The 13,160-nt window shown below is 66.8% G+C and carries 11 protein-coding genes; 6 read left to right on the forward strand and 5 right to left on the reverse strand.

Features of this window, described 5'->3' with window-relative positions; all coding sequences use genetic code 11:
• Positions 1 to 79: 79 nt before the first annotated feature.
• Both DI041_RS14880 and DI041_RS14885 read right to left on the reverse strand, forming a co-directional pair.
• A complete protein-coding gene (locus DI041_RS14880) occupies positions 80 to 2,032 on the reverse strand; it encodes an acetyl-CoA hydrolase/transferase C-terminal domain-containing protein (RefSeq protein WP_046984272.1) in 1,953 nt (650 codons plus the stop codon).
• A 34-nt stretch (positions 2,033 to 2,066) separates the two neighbouring features.
• Positions 2,067 to 2,624: a flavin reductase family protein gene (locus tag DI041_RS14885; protein WP_046984271.1), complete on the reverse strand. Its 558-nt coding sequence runs from the start codon at positions 2,622 to 2,624 to the stop codon at positions 2,067 to 2,069.
• A 118-nt stretch (positions 2,625 to 2,742) separates the two neighbouring features.
• Here DI041_RS14885 and DI041_RS14890 point away from each other — a divergent pair, with 118 nt between their 5' ends.
• The 3 genes from DI041_RS14890 to DI041_RS14900 are packed head-to-tail and all read left to right on the forward strand — an operon-like array spanning position 2,743 to position 4,902.
• On the forward strand, positions 2,743 to 3,108 hold the full coding sequence (locus tag DI041_RS14890) for a BlaI/MecI/CopY family transcriptional regulator (protein WP_046984270.1): 366 nt from the start codon (positions 2,743 to 2,745) through the stop codon (positions 3,106 to 3,108).
• The gene (locus DI041_RS14895) at positions 3,101 to 4,342 is read left to right on the forward strand and encodes a M56 family metallopeptidase (protein ID WP_046984269.1); all 1,242 of its coding nucleotides are present in this window, start codon (positions 3,101 to 3,103) and stop codon (positions 4,340 to 4,342) included. The genes DI041_RS14890 and DI041_RS14895 overlap by 8 nt, the downstream gene beginning before the upstream one ends.
• The gene (locus DI041_RS14900; protein ID WP_046984268.1) at positions 4,339 to 4,902 is read left to right on the forward strand and encodes a hypothetical protein; all 564 of its coding nucleotides are present in this window, start codon (positions 4,339 to 4,341) and stop codon (positions 4,900 to 4,902) included. Before DI041_RS14895 ends, DI041_RS14900 begins: the two co-directional genes overlap by 4 nt.
• A gap of 65 nt (positions 4,903 to 4,967) precedes the next feature.
• On the opposite strand, the gene DI041_RS14905 is transcribed toward DI041_RS14900, so the two are convergent.
• From DI041_RS14905 to DI041_RS14915, 3 genes are all read right to left on the reverse strand, one after another.
• Positions 4,968 to 5,768, reverse strand: coding sequence for an MBL fold metallo-hydrolase (locus DI041_RS14905; protein WP_136639476.1), 801 nt, complete (start codon positions 5,766 to 5,768; stop codon positions 4,968 to 4,970).
• Positions 5,769 to 5,779: 11 nt separating this feature from the next.
• Positions 5,780 to 6,598, reverse strand: coding sequence for a S1/P1 nuclease (locus DI041_RS14910; RefSeq protein WP_136639475.1), 819 nt, complete (start codon positions 6,596 to 6,598; stop codon positions 5,780 to 5,782).
• Between the two features lie 479 nt (positions 6,599 to 7,077).
• Positions 7,078 to 7,707 carry an OmpW/AlkL family protein gene (locus tag DI041_RS14915; RefSeq protein ID WP_046984265.1) on the reverse strand — a complete coding sequence of 210 codons (630 nt, stop codon included), beginning with the start codon at positions 7,705 to 7,707 and terminating at the stop codon, positions 7,078 to 7,080.
• 193 nt (positions 7,708 to 7,900) lie between these two features.
• Here DI041_RS14915 and gap point away from each other — a divergent pair, with 193 nt between their 5' ends.
• From gap to DI041_RS14930, 3 genes are all read left to right on the forward strand, one after another.
• Positions 7,901 to 8,905, forward strand: coding sequence for a type I glyceraldehyde-3-phosphate dehydrogenase (gene gap, locus DI041_RS14920; RefSeq protein ID WP_046984264.1), 1,005 nt, complete (start codon positions 7,901 to 7,903; stop codon positions 8,903 to 8,905).
• A 125-nt stretch (positions 8,906 to 9,030) separates the two neighbouring features.
• On the forward strand, positions 9,031 to 11,703 hold the full coding sequence (locus tag DI041_RS14925; protein WP_136640078.1) for a DUF2339 domain-containing protein: 2,673 nt from the start codon (positions 9,031 to 9,033) through the stop codon (positions 11,701 to 11,703).
• Positions 11,700 to 13,076 carry a DUF3999 domain-containing protein gene (locus DI041_RS14930; RefSeq protein ID WP_136640079.1) on the forward strand — a complete coding sequence of 459 codons (1,377 nt, stop codon included), beginning with the start codon at positions 11,700 to 11,702 and terminating at the stop codon, positions 13,074 to 13,076. Before DI041_RS14925 ends, DI041_RS14930 begins: the two co-directional genes overlap by 4 nt.
• Positions 13,077 to 13,160: the final 84 nt, after the last annotated feature.

The raw sequence follows: 13,160 nt of genomic DNA on the forward strand, positions 1-13,160 counted from the left end.
CGTCATGCATGGATAAGAAGGGGACGGAGGGATTAAGTCGTTTGTGCACAAACGACTTAATCCCCTCCGTCCCTTTTTCTCAGGCGGTGCGCGCCAGCGCCAGGCGCAGCAGTCGCGCGTCCAGGCGTTCGGCGAAATCCTTCGGCGCCTGCAGGCCCATGCGCTGCAGGTACACGGCATCGCCGTCGCCGGCCGGTTGTCGCAGCGCTGCCCAGACCGTGCGCAGCTTGTCGCCGCGGGTCTGCGTGTTGGCCTTCAGCCAGCCCAGCGCCTTCACCAGCACCTGCTCGATCTCGTTGAAGTCGCTGCCCAGCGGATAGTCCGGCAGCGTGCCATCGGCGCGGAACGCTGCCAGCGCCGCGGCCAATGCCTGCGGTGTGTTGCGTTGCTGTCGCTCGGGATCCGGTTGCGTGGCCGCCAGCACTTTGCGCGCGGCATGCGCCTGCTGCAGCAGCCCGCTCTGAAACGGTGCTTCGGTGATCGCAGCCATCGCATGCACGCAGTCCTCGTCGGTCAAGCCGCGCAGATCGGCGATGCCGTATTCGTTGAGGTAGATGTCGCGTAGATGGCGCGGGATGGTGGTGTGTCCGTAGTTCCAGCGCACGTTGGATTCACGCTGGCCCTTGTCATCGCGCGCCGCGCGGAACATCAGCACGCTTCGGGCTTCGGGCAGGGCATGTGCCATCGCCACGAAGTTGTATTGGCCACCAACACCGGATACCACGCGTCCATCGTCCAGCGCATCCGACACCGCCGCGCCCAGCGCGGTGGCCATCATGCAGGAGTTGAAGAAACGCGCGTGCCGGCGCTGCAGGCGTTCCAGCGTCTCGTTGCCGCCGTACAGCTGGTTGATCTCGCTGATGCGGCGCATGCCGATCGCGCGGCACTCGTCTTCCGGCAGCGTGCGCAGCCATTCGTAGAACTCGGGTGAGCCCAGGTAGAACGCGCCGTGCAGGTACTCGCCTTCGGCGGCGAGGGTGGCGTGATCGATGGACAGGGTGCTGCCGTTCTCGATGCGTTGCATCAGCGCCAGGTCGTCGTGCACCTTGCGCTTGATCACGCCTGTCTGCACCAGCCGGCGGAAGCCCTCGTTGAGCATCTCGCTGCAGCCGTACAGGCCGACTTCGAACGGTTCCAGTCCGCCGACTTCCTGCACCAGCGGGTGGCTGGCCAGCTGCGGATCCAGCGCATGCAGCACACGCCGGTAGCGCGCGTTGTCGGTATGGCGCAGCACCAGCGCATGGCTGAGCGCGTCGGCCAGCGTGCCGATGCCGATCTGCAGCGTGCCGCCATCGCGCACCAGCGTGCTGGCATACAGGCCGATGGCGTAGTCGGCATCGCCGACCGGCTGCCGCGGCAGGCCGAACAGCGCCGGATACGGCGGCGGCGGGGTGATCACCAGATCGAAGAACGACACATCGACCGTGGCCGAGCCGCCCAGGTAGGGCAACTGCGGATCGATCTCGGCGACCAGCAGCGGGCGCGGCAGGCCGCGCGCGGCAATCGCATCCAGCGTGTCCTGGGTGATGTCGTTGTTGCACGACAGCGAGAGCCGCCGGTCGTCCGGCCGCATCGCCACCTTTTGCACGATCACCTGCGGCGCGCGTTGGGCCACGGCATCGGCGGCGTGGGTGTAGTTCAGGCTGGTATAGCTGGATTGCGCCTGCCGCGAGCCGAGCAGGGCGCCGGACTGCATGTAGAACTCTTCCACCTGCACATGTGCCGGCAGCGCATCGCGGGCGATCGCATCGGCATAGGCCAGGCGTGGGAAATCGTCGCCGAAATGGCGCTGCGCGAACGGTGCCATGAAGCGCGCTTCCAGGCCATTGCCGCGTGCCTTCGGCGGGTTCAGCGACAGCGCGGTATACAACTGCAACGGTCGCGACGGGTCATGTTCGACGCGTGCGTACAGCGCATTGAGCAGCCGATGCGGCTTGCCCAGTGCCAGCGGTGCCCCGATCCGCAGCGGCCCGTCCACGCGCGCAAACAACCAGTCGACGGCGGCGTCCAGGTCGGTGAGGTGTTCGGTCATGCGCGGCGGTCCTGCGAGTGGGGGAGTGCTGGCATTACAGCATGTCGGGCTTGAACCGCCGTCGACGCGAGACTTCGGCGCCAGACACCATGAACTGCCCATCGCCCCGGTAATGCACCGTGCGCGGCAGCTTTGGGCGTGGTGCAACATGGGCCCGCACGATTTCCCAGATGAACAGGTTGCTCGATTCCACTTGGCTATCGTCGTAGAGGCGGCATTCGAAGCACGAATGACATTGCCCGACCAGAGGTGCACCGACCTCGCGCGCGGGCTGTGCATCGAGCCCGAAGTGGGCGAACTTGTCGACCTCGCGGCCACTGCAGTTGCCGATGTCCACCACGGTATCGAGCAGTTCCACCCCCGGCACATTGATCACGCATTCGCCGCTGCTGCGCGCCAGTGAATGGCTGTGGTTCTCGTTCCACAGGTAGGTGGCGACCAGCGAAGGCGAGAAGCCCATCACCATGTGCCAGCCCATCGTCATCAGGTTGCGCTGGCCGCGCCACGCCGTGCTGACCAGCACGATCGGGCCGGGTTCGAGGAAGCGGCGCGCCTGCTCGACCGGGAAATCCTTCTTGGGCAGCGCTTTCATCCGGGGCCTGGGGCGGGAGGTATCGATGCTGGCGCAGGTGCGATGAACCTGGAGTCGAGGGACTTGACAGGCGATTCGATTACGCGCGTAATCGGTTTGTCGATTACGGATGTAAACCATGAGCCCGATCAGCGAAGCCGAAGCCGTTGTGATGGAGGTGCTGTGGCAGCAGGCGCCGCGTAGCGCCGACGAGGTGGTGGCCGCGCTGGCCCACCGTGACTGGGCCGAGCCGACCATCAAGACCCTGCTCAACCGCCTGCTGACCAAGGGCGCGATCGCCGCCGAGCGCGATGGCCGGCGCTACCTGTACCGGCCGCTGCTGCAGCGCCAGGCGTGGGTGGAGGCGCAGAGCCAGGACTTCATCGGCCGCGTCTTCGAAGGGCGGGTGGCACCGCTGGTCGCGCACTTCAGCGAACGCGGCCAGTTGAGTGCGCAGGACATCGCCGAACTGAAGAAGCTGATCCAGGAGCTGGACCATGACTGAGCTGCTCGATGGGCTGTGGCAGGCCAGCCTGTGGCTGGCGGTGGGCGTGGTCGTGCTGGCGGTGCTGCGGCCCTTGCTGGTGCGCCTGGGGGGCGTGGCGTTGGCCTACCGCAGCTGGTGGCTGCTGCCGTTGCTGGGGGCATCGTTGCTGCTGCCGTTACCGCAGGTGGCACTGCTGGAGCATGTGCCAACGCTGCCGTTGAAAGTGCTGCCCGGCACCGTCGAAGGCATGACAGGGCAGTCGTTGCCGTGGGCCGGGCTGTTGCTGCTGGCATGGACGCTGGGGGCGGTCCTCTGTCTGCTACGCGATCTACGTGCGCAGCGGCGTTTTGAACGTGGCATGGGCCAACTGTGTGCACGCGCCGATGGCAGCTGGCAGGCCAGCGCCGACCCGGGCCTGCCAGCGTTGGTTGGCCTGTGGCGGCCGCGCATCGTGGTAGGCCCGGACTTCGACCAGCAGTTCACCGCACAGGAACAGGGCCTGATCCTGCAGCACGAGCGCAGCCACCGTCGCAATGGCGATCACTGGGCCAATGGGGCGCTGCTGATGGCACGCGCGGTGTTCTGGTTCCATCCGCTTCTGCCGTGGGCCGCCCGCCGATTCCTGCGTGACCAGGAGCTGGCCTGCGATGCCCGCACCATTGCCCCGCAGCCTGCGCTGCGCGGTCTCTACGCCAGCACGCTGCTGAAGGCGCAGCTGGTCCATCCGGTTGCGCCAGCGGTCTGCCATTGGCGCAGCCAACCCGTGTTGAAGGAGCGTATCGCCATGTTGAAGCAGTCCAAGCGGAAGGCATTGCCGTGGGTGTCGGGGCAGGTGCTGGTGGTCGGGTTGTGTCTGGGAATGGGGGCGGTGGCATGGGCCAGCCAGGGGGGCGTGGCCGGGAACCCGAGAATCGGTGTCGAGCCGTTTGAACACGCGGAAGAAGATGCCGCCAAGGCGGGTCTGGACAGGCCCATCCAAGTCGACAAGATGCCGCCACCGTCCTACCCGAAGTCCGCCATCGAGCAGCGTCAGGTGGGCGTGGTGAACCTGCGCGTGGAAGTGGATGCCAAAGGCCATCCGACTGACGTCCAGGTACTCAGCGCAACCAATCCGGGTGTGTTCGATGCGGTGTCGATCGCCGCTGCGCGGAGCTGGACCTATCGTCCGGCGATGAAGAACGGAAAGCCCGTTGCAGGGGCTGTGAAGATTCCGATCACCTATGCCATGGACAACACCGAGGACTCCCAGTGAAGTCCGCGCCGCTGTTGATGACGGCGGCGCTGTTGGCAGGGTGCGCGACCCAGGATCGCCTGACCACCGTTGATACCCGCAGCGAGAATGTCGGCCATCAGCGCCTGCAGCCGCAGACCGGTGGCGGTAGCGGGCAGCTGCAGACCTATTCGCTGGGCGCGAGCGAGGGCTACCGCATGCCGCAGTTGTACGCGGCACCGGATCCGCAGGTTGGTGACCGTGACCCACGCGTGGAACTGGCGCCTACCACCATCTGCCTGCAGGTGGTGGTCGATGCGCAGGGCAGCGTCGAACGCAGCATGCCGTTGACCGATCGCCCTGAGTGCGCGGCAGGTGCTTCGGGCGAGAATGCGCCCCTTCTGCAGGCCGCACAGGAAGCGGTGGCGATGTGGAAGTACTCGTCCGCAGCGGTATGTCACTTTGCCGCTGGCAAGGCGCCTGCAGACCGCGGCGACTGCCGCGGCGCCGAGCGCGTCGAACCGGTGGCGGTTACCCTGCAGTACGCCTTCACCTTCGAGATCGTGAAGGGCCAGCATGTGGTGCGCACGCAGGGGAAATGAACGCCCGCGATGCGTGACCGAAAACGGTAGCGCCGGGCCATGCCCGGCGAGCGCAGCGGTGTGTGTCAGGCACCGCCCTGGATGTTGGCCTTCACCGCTGGCTGCATCAGCGTCGGTTCGGCCAGTGTGGCATCGCGGGCCTGGCGCACGCTGACGAACTCCGCCTCGGCCACGCCGTCATGCACGTGGATGTTGTGTGCGCGCTGCTCGCCGATGGTGGTTTCGTTGGCGAACTCGCGGCCGCCCGGGCCGTAGTCGTGGCAGACGAACACGCGCGTCGCATCGGGCAGCGCCAGCAGACGCTGGATTGAACGATACAACTGCGCGGCGTCACCGCCCGGGAAATCGCAGCGGGCGGTACCGCCGTCGGGCATGAACAGCGAGTCGCCGGTGAACAGCGCATCGCCGATCAGGTAGGCGATGCTGTCGCTGGTATGGCCGGGCACGGCAATCACCTGGCCGCGCAGTCCGCCAAGAGCGAAGGTCTCGCCATCGCCGAACAGTTGATCGAAGATTTCATCCGCCGCAGGAAGCTGCAGGCCGTAGCGCGGCGCGAAGGTGGCCTGCACCGCGCGGATGCCTTCGCCGATGGCCAGCGTAGCCCGCGGGAAGCGTTGCTTGAGACGGCGCCCACCCGATACGTGATCAGCGTGAGCGTGTGTCTCCAGCAGCCAGCGCAGCTGCAGGCCCTGTTGTTCGATGGCCTGCAACGCGGCATGCAGCGGCGCTTCACTGCTGGCGTCGGTATCCGGGTCGTAGTCCAGGACCGGGTCGATCAGCGCCGCTTCGCCGGTGGCCGGATCACTGACCAGATAGCTGAAGGTATTGCTGTCACGGTGGAAGTACGACTGCACCTGGACTGACATTGGAACGCTCCTCAGCGCGTGCCCAGCACGCGGTTCAGCAACTGCGCCAGGTTCTCACCGGCCAGTCGCAGCTGCGCTTCGGCCAGCGGCCGGTAGCGCTCGGTGTATTCATCACCGATTTTACGCGTGGCCGGATAAACGCCAGCTTGCATGGAAATGCGGCAGCTGGCCTCGGCCCACGTCTGCGGGTCGCGCTGCGGGTTGGACTGGCGCGCCAGCTTCGGCGCGCGCTGGCTCTGCAGCAGCGGCAGATAGCCTGCGTCGTCAAGCTTGCGGGTGTTGAGCATGCCGCTGTCCCACAGCGAGTGCAGGTTGGTACCGCGGTTGCCGAACTGCAGCTGGAAATCGTTGCCGCCCTTGTCGTGTGCGTAGCCGGCATGCATCGGCTGATGGATGTCGCCGACCAGGTGCACGACGAACTTCAGCGCCTGCAGGCGCTCGCCATCGGTCAGGCTGCGGTCGCCGAGGATGGTGCTCTGCGCCTTCAGGGCTTCGACGATGCAGTTGCCGTTCTTGCAGTGCTTCGGTGCTTCGTAATGGCAGTTGTCTTCGGCAATGTTGACGTAGTGCCAGCCGGCCGAGCGACGGCCCAGGCCCGGATCCTTGGCACGCAGCTGGTCGGCCCAGGGCGCGATGCTGGCCAGCGTGGCGTCCGGTTCGGTGGCCAGTAGACGGTCCACTTCGGCGCGGGCGGTGGGGTTGAGGCGGGCGTCGGCGACTTCGGCGACAAGGCGGTGGCCTTGCGCGCCCCAGGCATGGACGGGGGCGGAGACGGACAGCAGGGCCGGCGCCAGGGCGGCGGCGAGGAGGAAGGAGTGCAGGGCTTTCATGCGCACATTCTAGCGGGGGGAGGCGGATTGAAGAGCGGCGCGTTCCTGTCTGCTGGGGGCTGGCTGCAGCGCCTGCCCCTGCAGCCCCATCCAACATGGCCGCGGAGGCGGATGCAAAGGTCAAAGGCAACATCGAAGACAAATGCAGGATCAAAATCGGCCTCCCGCAATTGCAGGCAACCACTACGCCTCGGATGTACAGGTTCTGCTCTTGCCTTTGCTTGAGCTGGCACGCGCGCGCAGATGGGAAGGGTGGAAAGGGTTGGATGATCGGGACCGTTCGCCGCATGGATGCGGCGATCGAGCCTACAGGGACGTATTTACGGCGTGTCCCGATCATCCAACCCTCTCCACCCAGTTCCAGATGCCGGTGCTTTTCGCGCAAAAAAAAAGCCCCGGCAATCACCGGGGCAACATGCTGCGAGGGTTTTGCATGTAGCGGGGGAGCGGGGGCGAAGCCCCCGCGCTCAACACACCGCTTAGAACTTGAAGACGTACGACGCGCCGTAGACCAGCGGATCGATGTTGACCGTGCCGATCTTCTCGCCATCCAGCTTCACCTTGCTGTCGATGTCGATCCAGCGCATGTCCACGCGCAGCGCGCCCTTCTCGCCGATCGCGAAGTCCACGCCCGCATGCGCGGCCAGACCCCACGAATCCTGCAGCTTCAGGCGGCTGTCCTTCAGCGCACCGGTGGTGTCTTCGCTGAAGAAGGTCGTGTAGTTCACGCCCGCACCGATGAACGGCGACACCTTGCCCTTGCTGTTGAAGTGATACTGCAGGGTGACCACCGGCGGCAGCTGCTTGGTGCTGCCCACGCGGCCGAGGCCGTTGATGTTGATGTCGTGCTTGAACGGCAGCGCGGCCAGCACTTCGATGCCCAGGTTGTCGGCGATGAAGTACTCACCGGTGATGGTCGGCTTGACGTCGTTGTCGACATCGACCTTCAGGGTGCCGTTGGCCAGCCAGCCGTTGTTCGACTTCGGCGCCACCTGGTGCACGCCGGCGGAGACGGTCCAGTCGCCCTTGGACTGGGCCATGGCCGGGGCGGCGGCAAGGGACAGGGCGGCGGCCAGGCTGGCCACGATCAGGGGGGAGGTCTTGCGCATGGGGGTAGTCTCGTTGCTGGGTGGATGGCGACAGTCTCGGCCTCACGCCGCGCTAACGCTTTGATCCGGATCAAATCCTGTCCGCCAGCCCGTTGCCGGCAGGGGCTGGCCCACGGTGGCCATGCCCGGTTTGCTAGACTTGTGGGCCCTATCCATCCCGCCGCACCCGACGCGGCCGCAGGAGCTTGAGAACATGGCAATCAAGGTTGGTATCAACGGTTTCGGTCGCATCGGGCGTAACGTCCTGCGCTCGGCGGTGCTGAACTTCGGCGACGACATCGAAATCGTGGCCATCAACGATCTGCTGGAGCCGGATTACCTGGCCTACATGCTCAAGTACGACTCCGTGCACGGCCGCTTCAAGGCCGACGTGGCGGTGCAGGGCAACGACCTGCTGGTCAACGGCAAGAAGATCCGCCTGACCCAGGAACGCGACCCGGCCAACCTGAAGTGGAACGACGTGGACGTGGACGTGGTGATCGAGTCCACCGGCCTGTTCCTGACCAAGGAAACCGCGCAGAAGCACATCGACGCGGGCGCGAAGAAGGTGATCATGTCGGCGCCGTCGAAGGACGACACCCCGATGTTCGTCTACGGTGTGAACGACAAGACCTACGCCGGCCAGGCGATCGTCTCCAACGCCTCGTGCACCACCAACTGCCTGGCCCCGCTGGCCAAGGTCATCAATGACAAGTGGGGCATCAAGCGCGGCCTGATGACCACCGTGCATGCGGCCACCGCCACCCAGAAGACCGTCGATGGCCCGTCCAACAAGGACTGGCGCGGCGGCCGCGGCATCCTGGAAAACATCATTCCGTCGTCCACCGGTGCGGCCAAGGCTGTCGGCGTGGTCATCCCGGAACTGAACAAGAAGCTGACCGGCATGAGCTTCCGCGTCCCGACCTCGGACGTGTCGGTGGTCGACCTGACCGTCGAGCTGGAAAAGGAAGCCACCTACGCCGAGATCTGCGCTGAAGTGAAGGCACAGAGCGAAGGCCCGCTGAAGGGCATCCTGGGCTACACCGAAGACAAGGTCGTGGCCACCGATTTCCGCGGCGAAACCTGCACCTCGGTGTTCGACGCCGAGGCCGGTATCGCCCTGGACGGCACCTTCGTCAAGCTGGTGACCTGGTACGACAACGAGTGGGGCTACTCGAACAAGTGCCTGGAAATGGCCAAGGTCGTCGCCGCCAAGTAAGGTCGGCAAAGATCGCACGCGGACCCCGGCCTGGCCGGGGTTCGTCGTTTATGGGGCCGGCACTGTCGTAGCATGGGCCGGTCGACCGCTGCCGCTGGGGCGCGGGATCGCAATGGAAGCACGCAATGGAAGCACTGATAGCCCTGGTCGTACTGGTCCTGCTGGCCATCCCGCTGCTGCTGGTGGTGGCACTGGTGATGATTGCCGGCCTGCGTCGCCGCGTCGCCGCGCTGGAAAGCGCACTGGCCGCCGAACCTGTCGCCAGGCCGGTCGCCGCCGCGCCCGCGCCTGAACGGCTGGTCACGCCCGCCGCCAGTGCCGATCCCCCCTTCCTGCGGCCGGTCGCTGCGGCTGTGCCGCCCTCACCTCAGCCTCCGCAGCCGCCGTTGCGCGAGGCCGCGCCCACCGAGGCGCCTGTTCCCCGTCCTGCCGCGCCACCGCCGGTGCCGGTGCAGCCACCGTTGCCGCCGTTGCCGCCAGAACCGGCGCTGCCTAATTTCATCGAGCGTGGCGTCGGTGCGGTCAAACGCTGGTTCACCGAAGGCAACGTGCCGGTCAAGATCGGCATGCTGGTGCTGCTGGCCGGTGTCGCCGCACTGCTGAAGTACGTCAGCGACCAGGGCTGGCTGGTGCTGCCGATCGAACTGCGCCTGGCCGGCGTCACCGTGGGTGCGCTGGGCCTGCTGGCCTTCGGCTGGCACCAGCGCGAACGTCGGCGCCTGTTTGCGCTGGCCCTGCAGGGCGGTGCCATCGGCGTGCTGCTGCTGACCATCTTCGCCGCGTTCAAACGCTTTGAACTGCTCAACCCAGGCTTTGCCTTTGCCAGTTCGATCGCACTGGTGGCCGGGCTGTGCGTGCTGGCAGTGGTACAGAACTCGCGCACGCTGGCGGTGCTGGGCATCCTGGCCGGCTTCATGGCGCCGTTGTGGCTGTCCACCGGCAGCGGCAACCACGTGGGGTTGTTCAGCTATTACGCGGTGCTCAACGCAGGCATCTTCGCCATCGCCTGGTTCCGTCCGTGGCGTGCGCTGAACCTGCTCGGCTTCGCTTTCACCTTTGGCATCGGTACCTTCTGGGGCGTGCTGCAGTACGCGCCTGACAAGTTCAGCAGCACCGAGCCGTTCCTGTTGCTGTTCTTTGCCTTCTACCTGTTGATTCCGCTGCTGTATGCACGCCGTCAGCCGGCAGGTCGGCGCGATCTGGTCGACGGCAGCCTGGTGTTCGGCACGCCGCTTGTCGCGTTCTCGCTGCAGGCCGGCATGCTGCATGAGCAGCCGATGACGCTGGCACTGTGTGCACTGGGCCTGGCTGCGATCTACGCGGTGCTGGCGCGGGCGCTGATCGCGCGTGCGTCGTACACCGTGCTGGCGCAGTCGCATGCGGTGCTGGCGGTGGGCTTCGCCACGCTGGCGGTGCCGTTGGCGCTGTCAGCACGTGCAACCGGTGCGGTGTTCGCACTGGAAGGTGCCGGCCTGGCCTGGCTGGGCCTGCGCCAGAAGCGCTGGCTGCCGCAGGTGTCCGGTGCATTGCTGCAGATGGGTGCCGCGTTCGCCTTCGTTGCCGGTGGCGATCACTGGCATGAAGACGTGCGTTTCCTGCTCAACCCAACAGCGATTGGTGCGCTGCTGCTGGCCGTGGCCGGCTTCGCGTCGGCGTGGAGTTACCAGCGCAGGGAGCGTCACGAGATCGCGCTGGTCTACTACCTGTGGGGACTGCTGTGGTGGTTGGGCGGCCTGGTGCACGAGATCATCCGGTTCTTCCCCTACCGCATCGAAGTGGATGCACTGCTGGTGCTGGCCGCGGTTACCGCATGGCTGGCCGCGGAAATGCAGCGTCGTCAGCCGGCGCGCGCGCTGGGCGTGACCGCACTGGCGATGCTGGCGCTGGGCTTCCCGCTGGCGCTGGTGCAGAGCGATGCGCACCAGCAACCGTTCGCCGGCTACGGTGTGCTGGCCTGGGCGGTGTTCGCGGTGCTTGGTGTGCGCACGCTGCTGTGCCTGCGCCAGGGCGGCGACACCGTGGCACGTATCGCGCAGTTCCTGTGGTGGCTGCTGTGGCCCTCGCTGCTTTCGCTGCTGGCCTTGTGGGGCGGTGGCGAGGCCAACTTGGCGCAGGGCTGGACGACCCTGCTGGTCACGCTGCCGTGGCTGCTGATGGCGGCGCTGTCGCTGTGGCGCTGGAACGTCCTGCGCTGGCCGCTGGGCGTGGCCTTCGACAGCGTGCGCCTGCCGCTGCAGTGCGTGCTGTTCGGCCTGTTGTCGATCGGCTGGTTGTTCGGCCAGCTGCTGCCGGGTGATGCCGCGCCGCTGCTGTGGCTGCCGGTATTGAATCCGGCCGAGATCGGGCAGTGGCTGAGCCTGCTGCTGCTGGCGCGCTGGCTGTACAGCGACCAGGCGCCGCAGGCACTGCTGAAGATCCGCCTGCCCGTGCTGGCGCTGGCGGCCTTCATTGCGCTGACCAGCCTGGTGCTGCATGGCGTGCACCAGTGGGGCGGCCTGTCCTGGAACGCCTCGATGATGCGCTTCAGCCTGGCCCAGACCAGCCTGACCGTGCTGTGGAGCGTGCTTGGCGTGATCGCCTGGGTATGGGGCTCGCGTCGCGGCCAACGCGTGTTGTGGATGGTGGGCGCCGTGCTGATGGGCGTGGTGCTGGCCAAGCTGGTACTCATCGATCGCCAGCACCTTGGCAACCTGCTCGGCATCGCATCGTTCATCGCCTACGGCCTGCTGTGCACGGTCGTGGGTTATCTGGCACCGGCACCGCCCAGCGCGGCGCCGTCCGTGGAGGAAAAACAATGAGGAATTGGAGCAGGGCGCTGCTGCCGGCGATGTTCGGCATGCTGGCCGCCGTCGCGGTGCAGGCCGCCGAGTACCGCACCCAGTACGCCGAACAATGGCCGTTGACGTTGTCCAGTGCACAGTCCGGTGCGTATCGCGTCGTGCTGGAACCGGCGATCTACCGCCGTGCCGGTGCCGCCGACCTGGGTGATCTGCAGGTATTCAACGCGGCGGGCCAATCGCTGCCATCGGCGCTGCTGGCACCGGACCAGCCGTTGGCACAGCCGCCGGTGCAGCGCGAACTGCCATGGTTCGTGCTGCCGCCGCTGGCCGCATCGCAGCGCAATGACCTGCAGCTGCTGACCGAACGCGATACCGACGGCCGCGTGCGCCGGGTTGAAGCGCGCGTGGGCGGCAGCGCGGTGACGAACGGGCAGGGCGGTTGGCTGATCGACGCCAGCGTGCTTGGCCAGCAGCCGTTGGCAGCGCTGGTGCTGGACTGGGCTGACAGCGGCCAGCCGCTGCAGGCGCAGGTGCAGCTGGACGCCAGCGATGATCTGCAGAACTGGCGCCCGATCGCGCGGGATGTGCCGCTGGTGGATCTGCAGCGCGCCGGCAAGCGCCTGTTGCAGCGCCGGCTGCAGGTGGACAGCAGCGCCCGCTACGTGCGCGTGCTGGCACAGGGCGAGGCACGCCTGCCGACCCTGCGCAGTGTGCTGGCCGAGCTGCCGCCGGCACCGGCCACGCTGCCGTGGGAATGGCTGTCGCTGGAGCCGACGTCGAAGGGCAAGGGCGAGTACACCTTCGAGTTGGACGGCCGCTTCCCGGTGGCGCGCGCTGACGTGGCCAGCACCGACAACAGCCTGGTGCAGTGGACGCTGTTCAGCCGCGATGACGAGAGCGCGGAATGGCAGCGACGCAGCGCACCGTGGATTGCCTACCAGCTGCAGCAGGGCACCCAGGGCCAGCGCCAGCAGTCCGCCGCGCAACCGCTCGGCGGCATCCACCGCGACCGTTACTGGAAACTGGTGGCGAACCCGGCGGAAACGGCGACAGCGCCGACCCTGCGCCTGGGCTATCAGCCGGAAGTGCTGGTGTTCCTGAGCCAGGGCGCGGCACCGTATGCGCTGGCGGTAGGCAGTTCGACCGCACGCCGGGCGGAGGCACCGGTGGGCGTGCTGATCGAGGAACTGCGGCAGCGCAATGACCCTTCCTGGCAGCCGACGCTGGCGCGCCTGGAAGGCAGCCCGGAACCGCTGGCCGGCGACGCGGCGCTGAAGCCGCAGCGCGATTGGAAGGCGTGGTTGCTGTGGGCGTTGTTGGGGTTGGGCGTGCTGGTGGTGGGTGGTCTGGCGCTCAGTCTGCTGAAGCAGAAGTCTGCGCCTTCGGCGTAGTTTCCGGCGCACGGCGTAGCCCCTCGTGGGTGGCTGGTTGGTCGCGTAGAGCGAAAAGCCGCGCTTGGCCGGGCGGGTGGGCTG

Source organism: Stenotrophomonas maltophilia (assembly GCF_004920835.1).
Classification (GTDB): domain Bacteria; phylum Pseudomonadota; class Gammaproteobacteria; order Xanthomonadales; family Xanthomonadaceae; genus Stenotrophomonas; species Stenotrophomonas maltophilia_AQ.

What these genes read in the sequence shown, in the direction of transcription:
- DI041_RS14880 (WP_046984272.1), bottom strand. Translation starts at nt 2,032, where the DNA reads ATGACCGAACACCTCACCGACCTGGACGCCGCCGTCGACTGGTTGTTT.
- DI041_RS14885 (WP_046984271.1), bottom strand. Translation starts at nt 2,624, where the DNA reads ATGAAAGCGCTGCCCAAGAAGGATTTCCCGGTCGAGCAGGCGCGCCGC.
- DI041_RS14890 (WP_046984270.1), top strand. Translation starts at nt 2,743, where the DNA reads ATGAGCCCGATCAGCGAAGCCGAAGCCGTTGTGATGGAGGTGCTGTGG.
- DI041_RS14895 (WP_046984269.1), top strand. Translation starts at nt 3,101, where the DNA reads ATGACTGAGCTGCTCGATGGGCTGTGGCAGGCCAGCCTGTGGCTGGCG.
- DI041_RS14905 (WP_136639476.1), bottom strand. Translation starts at nt 5,768, where the DNA reads ATGTCAGTCCAGGTGCAGTCGTACTTCCACCGTGACAGCAATACCTTC.
- DI041_RS14910 (WP_136639475.1), bottom strand. Translation starts at nt 6,598, where the DNA reads ATGAAAGCCCTGCACTCCTTCCTCCTCGCCGCCGCCCTGGCGCCGGCC.
- DI041_RS14915 (WP_046984265.1), bottom strand. Translation starts at nt 7,707, where the DNA reads ATGCGCAAGACCTCCCCCCTGATCGTGGCCAGCCTGGCCGCCGCCCTG.
- gap (WP_046984264.1), top strand. Translation starts at nt 7,901, where the DNA reads ATGGCAATCAAGGTTGGTATCAACGGTTTCGGTCGCATCGGGCGTAAC.
- DI041_RS14925 (WP_136640078.1), top strand. Translation starts at nt 9,031, where the DNA reads ATGGAAGCACTGATAGCCCTGGTCGTACTGGTCCTGCTGGCCATCCCG.
- DI041_RS14930 (WP_136640079.1), top strand. Translation starts at nt 11,700, where the DNA reads ATGAGGAATTGGAGCAGGGCGCTGCTGCCGGCGATGTTCGGCATGCTG.